Here is a 15,042-nt window from a genome sequence, read left to right as displayed (position 1 = left end):
GTATTAAAAGAAGCATGGAAAATTCTGAGTATAATCAGAACCTCCATGCTTCTTTCTTCAACTGATGTAATTTGTTTGCAAATATAAGCTGCCTGTAAATGTAATCTGTTTATAAATGTAATCCGTCTGCAAATATAATCTGTTTGCAAATGTAATCTGTTTGTAAATGTAATCTGTCTGCAAATATAATTTGCCTGTATCCCCTGCAGGATTAGTTATCCTCTCATACTGAGCAGTTTATTCTTCAATTCATTTTCAATACGGTTCAATTCAACTTCTGCTTCTTTTCTCTTTTGACGGCCTTCTGTCTGAATACGAAGAACCTCGTCCAATGTAGAAATAAGAGATTGATTGGTTGTACGGAGAGTTTCGATATCAACTATACCCCGCTCGGATTCCTTTGCGGTCTCAATAGTAGCCATCTTTAGGGTTTCTGCATTCTTTCTTAACAGCTCATTTGTCATATCCGTTACTTCTCTCTGGGCTTTGGCAGCCTGTGTGGAATGAGCTACCCCAAGAGCAAGTACCATCTGCCCCTTCCAAAGAGGTATTGTGTTAACGAGAGTGGACTGAATTTTCTCGGTCATTAATGTATCATTTCCCTGAACCAATCGAATCTGGGGAGCCATTTGGATGGATATCATTCTTGTAAGTTCCAGGTCATGTATCTTTTTCTCAAAGCGGTTTATTACTGCCACAAGATCATTAACTGCCTGTGCATCCTCGGGTAAGCCGCTTAAATTAGATTTCTCCACCAGCTTAGGCAGTTCTTCTTCCTGAACCTGAGCAATTTTCTTTTTACCTGCCAAAATGTACATGGACAGCTCTTTAAAATAGGTTTTATTCAGCTCATACATTTTATCCAGCATGGATATATCCTTAAGCATTTGAATCTGGTGAGCTTCTAGTACCTTGCAGATTTTATTGATATTTACTTCTGCTTTATCATATTTGGCTTTCATTATATTTAGCTTGTTCGCACTTTTCTTGAAAAATCCCAGAATACCTTTCTCTTCTGTATCCGCTTCAAAACTCTTTAACTCCATTACTACATCTGAGAGCATATTTCCTATCTCCCCCAGATCCTTCGTCTTAACATTATTTAAAGCAGACTCTGAAAAGTCAGCAATCTTCTTCTGGGCACCTGCACCATATTGGAGAACCAGATTGGATTTCGTAAGGTCTATCTTACTGGCAAAGTCTTCTACCATTTTCTTTTCTTCTACTGTCAGTGTACTTTCATCAAATTGCTGAACCTGTTGTTTCTCCTCTTGAAGCTTAAGCATTGAGGGTTCTTTTACTTCCTCCTCAAAAGGGTCAAAGGTTAAGGTAGGTGTGTCTCCATTCATTCATTTATCCTCCAGTCTATTTATTCGATATAAAATCCTTACGTGTCAGACCTTCCTGTGCCAGGAGGGTTTCCAATACAGATATATCGCTGGAAACATCCATGGTTACATCTTCATAAAGGCTGTCCAGTAAATTCTCAAAAGCATGATTTATTGTATTGAGTGTTTCTTCAATCTCATTCTTAGCCGTTGATATATTATCACCTTCAACAGATAACCTATCAAATTCCTTATAGGCATTTACCAGCTTTAAAGTAGTCGGAAGATAATAATCCATAAACTTCTGGATATCTGCCAACTGGCTGGGATGCTGTTCAATATATAGAAAGATTTTGCCAATGACTTCCTCGAGACGGTCTAATCGTCTGGATATCTCCTCACCGGGAATTGCATCATTTGCTTCTCTGATCTGCTGTATACATGATCTGCCGGCTTCAATGGCTTTTCTTACTTCATAATCATTGGTACCGGAAGCTCCTGCTTGTCCCTCCGTGTTATCTTTCTTAACCTCAGACATCTCCTGCATACGAACTCTCTTCTGAAGCTCCTGATATTGCTTGTAGCTCTCCTGATTTAACATAATACAGGTCTCCTGCTCATCAAACCTGCCTTCCGGAAACATTCCAATATTTATCATCTTCCGCAGGTCTTTTATCACATATTTCCGTTTGAGCCCTAAAGCAGAAGTGAGGTCATTAATAGAGTAATACGGCCGGCCTTTAAATAGCTCCGTATATCGCCGGAATCGTCTCAGTCTTTTCCTTAAAGCACCACCCCTGGCAGACATGGTACAGCTTATAAGAAAGAAAGGTATAAAAGAAAGTGCTATGGTGAATAAATTTACTTTACTGTTCATATACCCGATCAAAGCCAGGACAAAAGCTCCTATACCAAAGAGGCTCATTCCAATACTTCCAAATACCGTGTAGAGAATACTTGCAACTTTTCCTACCGGTATCTGAGGATATTGCTGCTTTTGATTAGTAACTGAGGTGTTTGGCTGTTTCGGAGGCACGGGAGATTTATAGGCATTGTATTGCTGTCTTCTTTTGTAGTCCGTCCCCGTACTGGTGTTATTCTCGTTGTTTTTTCTATAATTCTGCTCTTTATAGTTCTCTTTATTCTCGTTTTTATGTTGGTTCTGCTTGTCCCGGTTCATGGACTCATTTGAATTCCAATGAATATTTCTATAACTGCCATAACCCGAATTAAGAGCATCTTTTACTTCGTCCAATGCACCTTTTACCGTACTGCTTATATCTCTGTTTAATTGATGAAAGTCCCTACTATTCACTGCATTCTGGACTATATCTCTTATTTCCTCACCCAAATCAGTGAAATTCCTTCTATCCATTACAATTCCTCCGCTATATTACCGTCAACATATAACTAGCCATATTATATCGTATTTTCTATGAATTAACAATTTAAAATATGATTGAAATATTATTAAGATTTTAATCAAATTATAATAAATTCCAGAAATAATAGTACTAAAAGTACTTCTTATTACCTTCCTATAGCATAACAATAATAATATCGTTTTACAAGTTGTATTAACGAATAAATGAAATTAAACCTATGTATCTGCTGTGTTTTTATGATATAATAGAAGCAGAATGAGGACTTGCAGGCTTGCTTGGAATTTCTGTCTGGAGAAACAAGAGCAAGAACGTGTTTTTAAGTTCATGAACTAATGAATACACCGAGAGAATTTTTAAGCCTCTCCGAAATTCTGACCGGAGCGCCAAAATAACAATGCTTTATAAGTTCATGAGATAATGAAAGCATAATGCAGTAACCGAAACGAAAGATTAATAAGATTGAGGAGGTAGCTATTTGAAAAAGTTCATAATATTACTGCTTGCTATAGTTCTGTTACTACCTGTTAAGGTAAATGCCGCAACTGTTTATACCATAAGTTCCGACAACTACACCCTGTTTCCCAAAGAGACTATTGTCTTGGAAATTCTGAAAAATTATGAGCCGGTCACAGGAAAAATAAAGTGGACAAGCAGTAATAAAAAAGTTGCAACTGTAACCAGCAAAGGCAAAGTCACTGCGAAAGTAAAAGGAAAAGCAGTCATAACAGCCACCTATGGTAAAAAAACCTATCAATGCAGTATAAAAGTTACCGCCAGTACAGAAGCAGTAATGATCTTTCAGGATAACACCAGTACCCCCGGAGATTCCTCTGATTCTGACGATACCGGTAATTCCGATGCTTCATACATAACCTTAAGCAAATACAATTCCCTGAATAATGGAATCAGTTATGCTGAGGCAGTTAAACTTATAGGCATGGAGGGAAGTTTACAAAATACCACAGAAACCGGAGATAAAACTAATGCTACTTATGTCTGGTACGGCAAAGATGGAGCCTCAAATGCTGTAATAAAATTTGTAAATGATAAGCTTGAGAGTAAAACTCAGACTTCACTTCAAGGATAGAAAAAAGGCTGTTGCTAAAATGCAACAGCCTTTTTTCAGGGTTTATATACAATTTTACGAACAGTTTCATAAGCAAGACCGAATTCCACTGCTATCTCTTCTATTGTATCCCCCTTTTTATAATGTAATTTAATCCGATGGTTTCTATTTTCAAAATATTGCCTCGAACCATTTTTTTCGCCCCATTTGGAACGTTCTTCACCGGCAGGGATATATATAACCTCTCCGCTGATATGTTTCTGGATTTCTGTTATCAGATAATCCGGTAATACTTCTGCTGCATTGATATATTTCATGTGATCCGCTCCTTATTTATAATTGATAAATAAAGTGCAGAGTTCAGCAGTAGTTGGCTTATAGTTAAGCTTACTTTATCCTATTAACAACTAAATAAACTTCATCAATAATCCAGCCTAAACGTTATAAAGTAAGGTAACCTATGACCCATACAGAATAGTTCACTAATGCTTACTCTGCATGGGATAAAGCTTGTTGAAGACCGTTTCGCAAAATTAATTTCATTTCCATTTGCTTGCCACCCCCAATAAAATGTTATTTGTATCTTTATTTTAAACCTGATGTTATGCCCTGTCTACTATTTGTTATAATTATGGTACGTATAATCAAGTTTTATATACCTGATGAGGAGAAACTATAATTCAACATATATTTTTATATCAGTTCTTAGGTTTTCGGTAATAGGTATTCTCAAGAGGATATTTATAACGGAAGATACCATCTTTCTTATAATAGGCATTCTGACAGGCAGGTGCTCCCAATACACATACGATTTCCCCTATTCCTTTTGCTCCAAAGGCGATGTCCGGATTATTCTTTCCTAGAAGATAGGTCTCAATAGGAGGCATCTGGTTTGCTTTAAACAAACCAAGGGTACCAAGCTTGACTTGCGGGATTCCGTTTTTCAATGGAAAATCCTCCGTCAGAGCATAACCAAGTCCCATAGCTACCCCTCCCTCCACCTGTCCTTCCGCCGACAGAGGATTTATCGCTCTTCCTATGTCGTGGGCTGCTACCACCTTAACAACCTTTCCTTCTTTATCAAGGATAAAAAGTTGTGTAGCATAACCATATGCTACATGACTTACGGGATTTGCTTTAGATGAACCAATGGGGTCAGTTTTGTATTCAAATTCCCCTATATATTCCTTATCCTCAAGATCTGATAGTTTATTACCTTTTTCCAGATCCATTTTCAATTTGATCGCCGCTCTTCTGGCTGCTTCTCCGGCAAATACTGTCTGGCGGGATGCAGTTGTGGTACCGGAGTCTGGTGTATATCTGGTATCCGGATGTTCTACTACAATTTGAGAAGGCCTTAATCCGGTGGCTTCACAGACCATTTGCAGCAGTACTGTTTGAATTCCCTGTCCGATAGCACCGGCAGAAGACCTTGCATGTACTTTGCCACCAATTATTTTCAGGTTACAGCGCCCGATATCTTGAACCCCTACACCTACCCCGGCATTTTTCATGGCTGAGGCTATTCCCACATAGTATTCCGGATCATTTTCATATCTATCGAACTCTTCTTTAACTGCCTCCAGGGTTTCAACCATAGCTGTTCCTTCATCGGCTATCTGCCCGTTAGGCAGTGACTGGCCGGGTTTAATTGCATTACGGTAACGAATCTCCCAGCCTGTGATCCCGGCTGCTTCTGCCAGCTGATTTATCAGACATTCGACTACTGCACAGGATTGGGTTACGCCAAAGCCTCGAAAGGCTCCACCGGGAGGATTATTGGTAAAATAGGCATTTCCCTCAACATCAATATTCTGATAGTTATAAGGTCCTCCGATATGAGTACAGGCTCTTTGCAGTACCGGACCTCCAAGAGAAGCATAGGCTCCGGTGTCAGAGGTCAGTCTTGCCTGCATTCCCTGTAAGATTCCCTCCTCATTACAGCCTATTTTACAGTAGATTTCCATGGCATGCCTTTTGGGGTGATAATTTATACTTTCCTGTCTGCTAAAGAATACCTTAACAGGCCGTTTTGTCAGATAAGCACACAGGGCTGCCTGATGCTGCACACTCATATCTTCTTTTCCGCCAAAGCCACCGCCCACAACGGCACTTTGTATGCGTAGCTTCTCCATGGGGATTCCAAGATAGTTACTTATCTCATGGTATTCATCATAGATACCCTGACCGCCGGTTATAACAAGGATACCATCCCCATCTGGAACACCAATGGCAGTTTCCGGTTCCATAAATGCATGCTCGGTAGGAGGCAGGGTAAAGGTTCCTTCTGCAATATACTTTGAGTTCTTAAGGGCAGTTTCTGCATCGCCTCTCTTCACTTCTTCATGGTCAAATAAATTGTTTTCAGGGATAATGAACCTGCCAAACTGAGTGAACCCTTCTCCATGAATCTGGTGGGCACCAGGAATCTTAGCTTTTTCAGCCGTGGAGACCGGTATTTTTTCCTCGTACTCAACTTCCACTGCCTTTACAGCCGCTATGGCTTGTTCCTTCGTCTCAGCAACTACCATAGCAAGTGTATCACCGCAGCATTTCGTTTCTTCTCCCACTGCAATCATTCCCGGCCAATCCTGTGCCAGATGTCCGATATAGCGTTTTCCGGGAATATCTTTTGCCATATAAACTGCAATTACTCCTGGCATTAACAAGGCCTTTGAAGAGTCGATGGAAAGTACTTTTGCCCGCGCATATTTACTAAAGACATTCTTTCCGTAAAGCATTCCCTCAAAGCTGTAATCATCTGCATATCTGGCAGTTCCAAGGGTCTTAGGAACTGCATCTACCCGACAGGTCTTCTCACCGACTTTTCCGGTCTGGGTTAATTTCGGAACCTCTGAATTCTCTCTTAACAGCTGAGCTGCTAACAGGATTCCATCCTCTATCTTCTTATAGCCTGTACATCTGCAGATATTGGTGCGAATCGCCAGCTTAACCTCCTCTCTGGTGGGATTTGGATTCTGGTCAATCAGGCACTTACCGCTTATAAACATTCCCGGAATGCAGAAACCGCATTGTACCGCACCACAGGCTGCAAAAGCATAGGAAAATACCTCTTTCTCTCTCTCAGTAAAACCTTCTATGGTCTGTATCTTTTTCCCTTCCAGTCTGGAAAGCTTCTGGATACAGGCTCTTGCTGTCTTGCCGTCGATTATTACCGTACAGGTACCACAAGCACCTTCCTTGCAGCCATTCTTTACAGAGGTAATCCCAAGTACATCCCGCAGGTAATCCATCAATGCCATATCAGTGTCCCAGTGATACTCTTGTCCGTTAATGTTTACTATACTCATATCCGTTCTCACTTTCTTTACTTAAAAAGTACAGGATTGCTTCTAAGACTCCTCCCCCGATGGCACGGGCCTTATCAGAAATGGAATAGCAGTATTCGATTTTACATCGCGGATCCACATCTCCAATTTTCAGATTTTTCTTTACCGGCAAGCCATCCGTTATCAAACCGCGCAATACACCATCAAGACCTGATATAACCGGCATGTCATCAACATAAGCAATGATATCACCACACTTAACATTGGTGCAGATTTCCCGTACATTACGAATTACTCCATCAGCCGGGGCTCTTAAGATACGCTGGTAGTCGAAACCGCCGATAACACCCGGAACACCGGTATCCGGTTCTGCAGAGCCTTCAAGAAACACTCTGCCGAGGTTATGACCTCTGTTGGTCTCAATTACAGCATCCACATCCTCTCCGGCACAAAAACCCGGCCCTAGTCCTATCACAATAGGTGCCATATCCCTGTGGGTACCAAGATTTCTTTTCGCTAATATGGCATCAACTACAATTTTAGGCTTTAACGCCGGAAGGCATTCTCCATCAGGATCTATCAGTATAGGTATAATACCAGTCTCAAGGCATTGTAAAACCTCTGAAACTCCCTTTACTTTCATTGCCTTGATGCCCTCAACTGTAAAAGACCCCTCAAATACTGCTTCTGCATAGGCTACTGTTCGCCTTATTACCGTTGGCTTCTCTATTTCCAGTATTATAACCTGAAAGCCGCTCATTATCAGCCGGTGTACCACTCCCGAGGCCAAATCTCCTCCTCCTCTGACGACGACCAGTTTATTCTGTCTCTCCATGTAACTCCGGTATCCTTTCAGCCTGTACATCATTGTATTCTTCTTTTGTATCTATATCCCGTCCTATTTCCGTATCTGTTATAGGAACTTCCCACACTTCTCTGCTGTTCTGACGGATTATAACACGTCCTCCGACATCACCTTCCAGCATCATTAATTCTTTCATCCATTTCGAGGAGAAGATGACCGGATTCCCTCTGTCAGCCCCATACACAGGTACGATTATGGAACCCTTTCCTTCAGTATAAGCGTCGTTTAGTTTTCTTACTGTGACTACATTAAGAAAGGGCTGGTCACCAACGAAAAACATGATTCCTTCTTCTGTTTCCCGGTACGTATTTAAGTTTTCTGTGTTCCGTTTTTCTGTATCTCGGTCTTCTATATCTTGGTTTTCCATGTCTCGGTTTACCATACCTCGGTTTTCCATGACTTGGTTTTCCATGCCTCGGTTTTCAATGCCTTGGTTTTCCATACCTCGGTTTTCCATGCCTTGGTTTTCCATGACTTGTTTTTCCATGCCTTGGTTTTCATTGTCATGATTTTTATTACTTTTGATTTCATTGCTTTGGTTTTTATTGTCATGGTCTTCTGTCTTGATATTACAGTTTCCCCCATCTGCATTTAACTGAAACAATGTCTTTATTGCTAGTTTTATGGAGGAGCTTAAACCTTCTTCTGCATGAATATTATGAACAAATATGAAATCGGTGGTCAAGTCAGAAGCTTGAACAGTTTTCTTCACCTCTTCATCAGAGTACACCAGCACCTTCTGCTGAAACTCATATGCTCCTACCAACTCTGCTGTATGCAGAATCATAGGTTTGTTATTGATTTTCTCTATAAGCTTCTTCCCGCCGAATCTTTTCGATAACCCGGCTGCTAATATAACAGCAATCATAAAATACTCCCTTTAATAAGCTCTATTACAGGCTCCTCTTCTCTGACCGCTCCTATGATTACCCTGTCTATGGTCCTGCTTTCTCTAATTATGGTATCTCCCACTTTAATTGCAATTTCTTTTGTCCTATCATTGAATACCTTATTCAACAGTAGGACTTTTCCGGCAGAAGCAGGGCAATTCTTAAATAATCCCTGGGGATGACATGCAAGCTTTATGAGAACTTCCTCATCTACAATACCGTTGACCGGATCCGTAAGGGCACTCAGTATTTCGGGCCTGTGTACATTTACTTCTGTAATCTCCTTACCAAATGCATCCATACCAATAACACCTATCAAAATATCCGTAGTATCAGGAATTACTGGTTCATGTTCCGCCGGTGCCTTAATAGGCCGCCCCTTGGAACCGTCTGCTTCTACCAGTATATATGCATACTGATTATCCGTATGGATTCTTTCTGCAGCCTCTTTTGAGATACCCTTTAATTTGCCTTCTGCTGTAACGTGGTCACCCAACACGAAAATATTGGGATTACTGATTCCTGTAGGATTATACATTGCAGTGGTAGTAGTTATCAGTACTTTTTCACCTTCTCCTGCCAGTTCATATGCCAGTGTAAAAAGTGCTGAGGTTTTACCTCCACCGCCTACTATACTTATCATCCTTGTTTTTCTATTTTCCTGCTTCAGATCTAATGCTGTTGTAAGTCTCATCCTATACTCTTTTCTTAATGGTGTCTCGAAACTGCCTGAGCCGTGCAGAGGTTCCACTTAGCGTGCGGTAAGAGAAAATGTCTTAATGGCAATTAAATGGTTATGACCTTTTCAGCCTGCATCAGCAGAGAACAGATTTCCTCCATATTGCTGACTCTTCCGGTCTTAATACTGTTTTTTAAATTGTAAAAGTCCACACAGGTTCCGCAGGCTAAGATATCTGCTCCGCTGCTGTAAAGACCGTCCATGGCATCCAGCACTTCTGAGCCTTCTGCAATTAATTTTACAGCAGAGTTGTACAATATAATGGCGTCCGGTTTCTTCTCCTGTGCCCATAGCTTTCGCAGGAAAACTCCTGTAAGAGTTTTACCAAGCTCCTCATTCCCTTTCCCCATAAACTCACTGTTAATAATTATTAATTCTCTCATGCTTTATACATCCGCTGCAGATCATTTGACATTCAGCAATACTGCTGCCAGCAATATTCCGCTTCTATCATTATTCTGCTTTCCCTTCGTAATAAGTTATATATTTATCTCCTTCAGCTTTTGGAAGGACTTCACCGATTATCTGACTTCTCAAGGTTTTCCTTTTGGTAAGCTCTTCTACCAATGCCTCGGCTTTCTCTTTCGGCACGGATATTAACAAGCCCCCTGAGGTTTGAGGGTCAAATACCAGTGCTTTCTTCGTTTCAGAGACATCTCCTTCGAATTCCACCCATTTTTCATAGTGATTTCTGTTATTGTATCCGCCACCCGGTATACAATCCTTTTCAATCAGTTCCAGTACTCCCTCCATTACCGGAAGCTCAGAGAGATTAATCCTGATGTTTACATTACTCGCAGCTGCTACTTCATAGGTATGCCCCGATAAACCGAAACCTGTTACGTCTGTACAGGCGTGTACACCTATTTTCTGAGCAGCCTCAGATGCAGCTTTGTTCAGTGTACTCATAGAGGTTATGGATTCTGCCATTTGGGCTTCATCAATTATATTATTCTTAAAAGCAGTGCTGATAACTCCCGTTCCGATTGGTTTCGTTAAGATAAGAATATCCCCTGGTTTTGCTCCTCCGTTGGTAAGCACCTTATCCGGATGCACATAACCGGTTACGGAAACGCCAAACTTAATTTCATTGTCTGTAACGGTATGCCCTCCAAGAACTACAGCACCTGCTTCTGTTACTTTATCAAGTCCTCCCTGAAGAATTTCTGCATATACCTCCGGCTCCAGACCTGTGGAAAAACAGCAGATATTTAAGGCCGTTAAAGGTGTCCCTCCCATTGCATAAACATCACTTAAGGCATTGGTTGCTGCTATTGCTCCAAAGGTGTATGGATCATCAACAATTGGTGTAAAGAAATCCACCGTCTGAATCAATGCGTAATCGGGAGCGATTTTATAAACCCCCGCATCATCACAGGTACCAAAACCAACAATGAGATTGGGATCATCTTTTCTTTCCTGCAGATTCATATGTGCCATGACCTTTGCCAGATTTCCGGGACCGAACTTTGCCGCACAGCCAGCCTTGGTGGACATGGTGGTCAATCGTACTTTGTTATTTTCTTCTTTCATTTCTTTCTCCATTTCTTCGTACACTTTTTCCTCTTAAAATATACAGGATGAGGAGCACCTTCTGTGCTCATTTTGGGTTTTTCTGTGAGAGGTTACTCTTTCCTCACGCTTTCCTATTGATTTCCCGCCACACCTTTTCCGGAGTTGCAGGTATACTTAAATCCACAGGATATCTGCCGGTAGAACCAAGAGCATCTACAATTGCAAAAAACACTGATTCACCGTAGACAAAGGGTGGTTCACCGATAGCCTTGGAGCGTTTGATACCCTGTTCATTTATACTTCCTTCCAGCAGTTCCACATGAATTTCCTCCGGAACATCCCCTATTGTGGGAATTTTATAGGTTGCCGGTGAGCTGCTTAAAAGCTTTCCTTTTTCATTATACACCAATTCCTCCATAGTCGCCCAGCCCAAACCCTGCAAAAATGCTCCCTGTACCTGGCCAATATCAACTCTTGGATTGATACTGCTGCCACAGTCATGTAATATATACGCATAATCAAGGCTTGTGTGTCCCGTTAATAAGTCTACCGTTACTTCACTGACTGCTGCACCAAAAACATAGTACAGAAAGGGATGCCCCTGACCCTTCTCCCTGTCAAAATGGATTCCTGGTGTTGCATAAAATCCATGGGCGGACAAATCAATTCTTTCAAAGTATGCCTTTTTTATCAGTTCCTTAAAAGAAATGAGCGGATTTTTATAGTCTGTACGGTCATTTACGAGGGGGTATATATTTCCATTCTCAAAAGTAAGTTCAGTTGTCTTATAAAGCCTGCCTGCTAATTCCCTTAACCTCTTCATAATCTCCAGCGAAGCATTCTCTACTGCATGACCGTTTAAATCACAGCCGGAAGAAGCTGCCGTAGGTGAAGTGTTGGCCACTCGCTTCGTATTGTTGCTTTCAATACGGATATATTGTATAGGTACTCCAAAATTCGTAGCAGCTATCTGAGCAATTTTTGTATTTACTTCCTGACCCATTTCAATCGCACCATGGGTTACAGATATGGAACCGTCAAAATAAATATGCACCAGGGCACTTCCTTGATTTAAGTGGGCTGCTGTAAAGGATATACCAAATTTTACAGGAGTAACCCCGATTCCTTTCTTGAGATATTTATTCTTTTCATTGTATTCTTTTATGATTCTTCTTCGTTCATCCCATTTACTGTCTCTTCTTAACTTAACAAAGACATTTTCAATATGCTCTGCATTAAGAACTTCTTCACCGTAAGGTGCAATATCTCCCTGCCGGTATATATTCTTCATCCTGACATCATAAGGATCCTGTTTCAGTACATATGCAATTCTCTGTATTACACTCTCTATAGCAAAGATACCCTGTGGTCCGCCAAAGCCCCGAAAAGCTGTTGCGGGATGAAGATTGGTTTTGCAGGGTCTTCCGATAATTCGGATGTTGTCAATACAGTAGCTGTTCTCAGCATGGAGCATGGCACGTTCCAGAACAGAGGTACTGACATCAGCAACAGCACCGCAGTTGGAATTGAGTTCTATCTCATATGCTAATATCTTGCCTTCATCATCAAAGGCAACTCTGTAATAATTTTCAAAAGCATGCCTTTTACCGGTACATAGCATATCCTCATCTCTGGTAAGCCGTAATTCTGCCGGGCGTCCGGTATAATAAGCGGCAAGCGCTGCAATACAAGCCCATGGTGTAGCCTGTGACTCTTTGCCTCCGAACCCGCCTCCAAGTCTTTTAATGTCTACAGTGACCATATTCTGGGGTATCCCAAGGACATTAGCAGTCATTCTCTGTATTTCATTGGGATTCTGGGAAGAGGAATATACGGTAACCCCGCCATTGTCTTCAGGTATTACCAGTGCACTCTGCGTCTCCAGATAGAAATGCTCCTGTCCTTCATTACAGATGACACCTTCCAGATAATTTGGACAGTCAGCAAAGACTTCTTTCACATTCCCCCGCTCTATCTTTCTTACAGGACCTATAAACTGATTCTTTTCCAGGGCTTCCTTTACTGTTAATACCGGTTTTTCCTCTTCTATCTCAAGCTCTATTAACTTAAGTGCCTCTTCTGCTATCATGATACTTTCTGCTGCAATGATGGCAACAGGTTCTCCTACGAAATGAACATACCCCTGTGCCAGGCAGACCTCATCCTGAATAATTCCTCCAATCTGATTCTCACCGGGAATATCCTCTGCCGTAAGAACGGCCTGCACTCCTAAAAGTTCCTTTGCTTTCTCTGTATTAAGTTTCACAATCTTTCCATGTGCTATGGGACTTGGAAGAAATTTGACATAGAGCAGATTTCTTGGTTTTGGGATATCATCGATGAACTGTGAACGGCCTGTCACATGGTCACGGCCGCTGATGTGCAATGGTGAAGTTCCGCACCTCCCGGTATTATTGGGATTCCATTCATGCTTCATGACCATCAACCTCCTGACTGCTTTCATAAGCCAGATAATGTTTCATTAAGAGATTCTGTAAAACGGCTTTTCTGTATTCCGCACTTCCTCTGACATCTCCGATAGGCGTTGCTTCTGCAGCAATCATTTCATAAGCTTCAAAGAAGGTCCTTTCTTTCATCTCCCTGCCCTTTAAAAAGCCAGAGGTATTTCCCATATATAAAGTAGTTGCTCCGACACCGCCAGAAGCTACGTGGGCTGTTTTAATTATACCGTTTTCCACCTTCAATGCAATGGCTGAATTAACTGAGGAGATATCCACTTCTCTCCTCTTACTGACCTTTTCAAAATGGATAAAATTATATTCTCCCAGCGGAATGGTTATGGTGCTAATCCATTCATCCTCTTGCTTTGCAAGCTTTTTATAACCCCTGAAGAATTCTCTGACAGGTATAGTCCTAAAGCCCCTTGGACCGTTTATGGAAAGTATTGCATCAACAGCCATCAATAGAGGAACTGTATCCGCAACTGGGGAAGCATTGGCAATATTTCCTGCGACGGTTGCTATGGAGCGTACCTGCTCAGAGCACATTTTCAGCACGGTATCAGAGAATTCGGGAAAGATATCCTGAACAGAATCTATCATTCGTGCTAAGGAAACACCTCCGCCAAGGGTTAAGCTCTTTTTATCAAATGTAATTTTTTGTAGGGTTTCTATACGGCTTAAGTCCACTAACAGCCTGTGATGCTGCCCATGTTTCTTTATACCTACCACCACATCACTTCCTCCGTTCAGGAATCGTATGTTATTTCCTTCTGTAAATTCCGGATGCCTTTGAAGGAAGTCAAGAAGATTTGCTTCAGAAACCGGAGAGTAAAAGCCATGAATTCCATCGTCTATATAGATGTCCTCCTGAATAAAGCTCATTTGTTTTTCTTCCGTTACCGTTAAGTACTTTAGTCTGATATCCTCAGAACAGACCATAAGCTCCTCCAGATATTCCGGTACCTTACGGATAGATACATAACCGGTGCATCGGCAGAGATTTCCCTCCAGATATCTGCGAAACTCCTCTTTGGTTGGATTCTCTCTTTCAAGATATAATGCCAGAATCGAAAGGCTGACTCCAGGTGTACAGAACCCGCATTGTGTTGCATGAGCCTTAAGAATTGCTTCTTGTATGGGATGGAGTTTCTCTTTCTCTCCCATCCCTTCTATGGTAATTACATGTTTTCCTTCAAGCTTTGCCGCCAGGTACAGGCAGCCTGCAGCCGATTTGTAATGTACCTTGCCATCCCTTACCTCACCAATAACTACTGTACAGGCACCGCAGTCTCCTTCCCCGCAGCCTTCCTTAATACCGTTAAGTTCCAGGGAATTACGAAGCAGTTCCAATACTGTAGTCTCTGCTTTTACCTGGATTTCTCTTAAGGTTCCATTTAGAAAGAAACTGATTGTTTTTTTCATATTGATCTACTCCTTTTGACAGTATTGTTTTACATTCTATCTCTTCCCAAAGGTGTGCTTAAACTTTAAGGATTATCATC

12 protein-coding genes are annotated in these 15,042 nt (G+C 41.4%); 1 reads left to right on the top strand and 11 read right to left on the bottom strand.

Translation table 11 applies throughout. From position 1 onward, the window contains the following. Positions 1-215 precede the first annotated feature (215 nt). Together BR73_RS0112410 and BR73_RS0112405 are read right to left on the bottom strand one after the other, a co-directional pair. Positions 216-1,349, bottom strand: coding sequence for a toxic anion resistance protein (locus BR73_RS0112410; RefSeq protein ID WP_033165780.1), 1,134 nt, complete (start codon positions 1,347-1,349; stop codon positions 216-218). 16 nt (positions 1,350-1,365) lie between these two features. Next, positions 1,366-2,703 (bottom strand): 5-bromo-4-chloroindolyl phosphate hydrolysis family protein, encoded by a 1,338-nt coding sequence (locus BR73_RS0112405; protein ID WP_033165779.1) that lies wholly within the window; start codon positions 2,701-2,703, stop codon positions 1,366-1,368. Between the two features lie 485 nt (positions 2,704-3,188). On the opposite strand from BR73_RS0112405, the gene BR73_RS0112400 reads away from it, so the two are divergent. After that, the gene (locus tag BR73_RS0112400) at positions 3,189-3,800 is read left to right on the top strand and encodes an Ig-like domain-containing protein (RefSeq protein WP_033165778.1); all 612 of its coding nucleotides are present in this window, start codon (positions 3,189-3,191) and stop codon (positions 3,798-3,800) included. A gap of 35 nt (positions 3,801-3,835) precedes the next feature. Here the strand turns inward: BR73_RS0112400 and BR73_RS0112395 are convergent, their stop codons facing one another. From BR73_RS0112395 to BR73_RS0112355, 9 genes are all read right to left on the bottom strand, one after another. Then, on the bottom strand, positions 3,836-4,096 hold the full coding sequence (locus tag BR73_RS0112395) for a CD3324 family protein (protein ID WP_033165777.1): 261 nt from the start codon (positions 4,094-4,096) through the stop codon (positions 3,836-3,838). A gap of 381 nt (positions 4,097-4,477) precedes the next feature. After that, entirely contained in the window at positions 4,478-7,090 is a 2,613-nt protein-coding gene (xdh, locus tag BR73_RS0112390; RefSeq protein WP_033165776.1) for a selenium-dependent xanthine dehydrogenase, read from the bottom strand. Further along, on the bottom strand, positions 7,071-7,904 hold the full coding sequence (yqeB, locus tag BR73_RS0112385; protein ID WP_033165775.1) for a selenium-dependent molybdenum cofactor biosynthesis protein YqeB: 834 nt from the start codon (positions 7,902-7,904) through the stop codon (positions 7,071-7,073). Before yqeB ends, xdh begins: the two co-directional genes overlap by 20 nt. After that, complete coding sequence (locus tag BR73_RS27430) at positions 7,888-8,802, bottom strand: nucleotidyltransferase family protein (RefSeq protein ID WP_051685177.1); 915 nt, start codon at positions 8,800-8,802, stop codon at positions 7,888-7,890. Before BR73_RS27430 ends, yqeB begins: the two co-directional genes overlap by 17 nt. Further along, on the bottom strand, positions 8,799-9,518 hold the full coding sequence (gene yqeC, locus BR73_RS0112375) for a selenium cofactor biosynthesis protein YqeC (protein WP_033165774.1): 720 nt from the start codon (positions 9,516-9,518) through the stop codon (positions 8,799-8,801). The genes BR73_RS27430 and yqeC overlap by 4 nt, the downstream gene beginning before the upstream one ends. 92 nt (positions 9,519-9,610) lie before the next feature. Next, positions 9,611-9,946 (bottom strand): sulfurtransferase-like selenium metabolism protein YedF, encoded by a 336-nt coding sequence (yedF, locus tag BR73_RS0112370; RefSeq protein WP_033165773.1) that lies wholly within the window; start codon positions 9,944-9,946, stop codon positions 9,611-9,613. Positions 9,947-10,016: 70 nt separating this feature from the next. After that, the gene (selD, locus tag BR73_RS0112365) at positions 10,017-11,096 is read right to left on the bottom strand and encodes a selenide, water dikinase SelD (RefSeq protein WP_051685390.1); all 1,080 of its coding nucleotides are present in this window, start codon (positions 11,094-11,096) and stop codon (positions 10,017-10,019) included. A gap of 103 nt (positions 11,097-11,199) precedes the next feature. Next, a complete protein-coding gene (gene xdhB, locus BR73_RS0112360; protein WP_197032658.1) occupies positions 11,200-13,515 on the bottom strand; it encodes a xanthine dehydrogenase molybdopterin binding subunit in 2,316 nt (771 codons plus the stop codon). Beyond that, positions 13,505-14,962: an FAD binding domain-containing protein gene (locus BR73_RS0112355; RefSeq protein WP_033165772.1), complete on the bottom strand. Its 1,458-nt coding sequence runs from the start codon at positions 14,960-14,962 to the stop codon at positions 13,505-13,507. Before BR73_RS0112355 ends, xdhB begins: the two co-directional genes overlap by 11 nt. Between the last annotated feature and the right edge of the window lie 80 nt (positions 14,963-15,042).

The sequence above is a fragment of the Clostridium sp. KNHs205 genome, from assembly GCF_000702945.1.
GTDB lineage: Bacteria > Bacillota > Clostridia > Lachnospirales > Lachnospiraceae > Anaerocolumna.
The sequence above is the reverse complement of the archived record's forward strand: the minus strand, read 5'-3'. Positions and strand labels throughout refer to the sequence as shown.

Coding starts and splice junctions, on each gene's coding strand:
- xdhB (WP_197032658.1), bottom strand. CDS start 13,515: ATGAAGCATGAATGGAATCCCAATAATACCGGGAGGTGCGGAACTTCA.
- BR73_RS0112395 (WP_033165777.1), bottom strand. CDS start 4,096: ATGAAATATATCAATGCAGCAGAAGTATTACCGGATTATCTGATAACA.
- BR73_RS0112405 (WP_033165779.1), bottom strand. CDS start 2,703: ATGGATAGAAGGAATTTCACTGATTTGGGTGAGGAAATAAGAGATATA.
- BR73_RS0112410 (WP_033165780.1), bottom strand. CDS start 1,349: ATGAATGGAGACACACCTACCTTAACCTTTGACCCTTTTGAGGAGGAA.
- yqeC (WP_033165774.1), bottom strand. CDS start 9,518: ATGAGACTTACAACAGCATTAGATCTGAAGCAGGAAAATAGAAAAACA.
- BR73_RS0112355 (WP_033165772.1), bottom strand. CDS start 14,962: ATGAAAAAAACAATCAGTTTCTTTCTAAATGGAACCTTAAGAGAAATC.
- xdh (WP_033165776.1), bottom strand. CDS start 7,090: ATGAGTATAGTAAACATTAACGGACAAGAGTATCACTGGGACACTGAT.
- yedF (WP_033165773.1), bottom strand. CDS start 9,946: ATGAGAGAATTAATAATTATTAACAGTGAGTTTATGGGGAAAGGGAAT.
- yqeB (WP_033165775.1), bottom strand. CDS start 7,904: ATGGAGAGACAGAATAAACTGGTCGTCGTCAGAGGAGGAGGAGATTTG.
- selD (WP_051685390.1), bottom strand. CDS start 11,096: ATGAAAGAAGAAAATAACAAAGTACGATTGACCACCATGTCCACCAAG.
- BR73_RS27430 (WP_051685177.1), bottom strand. CDS start 8,802: ATGATTGCTGTTATATTAGCAGCCGGGTTATCGAAAAGATTCGGCGGG.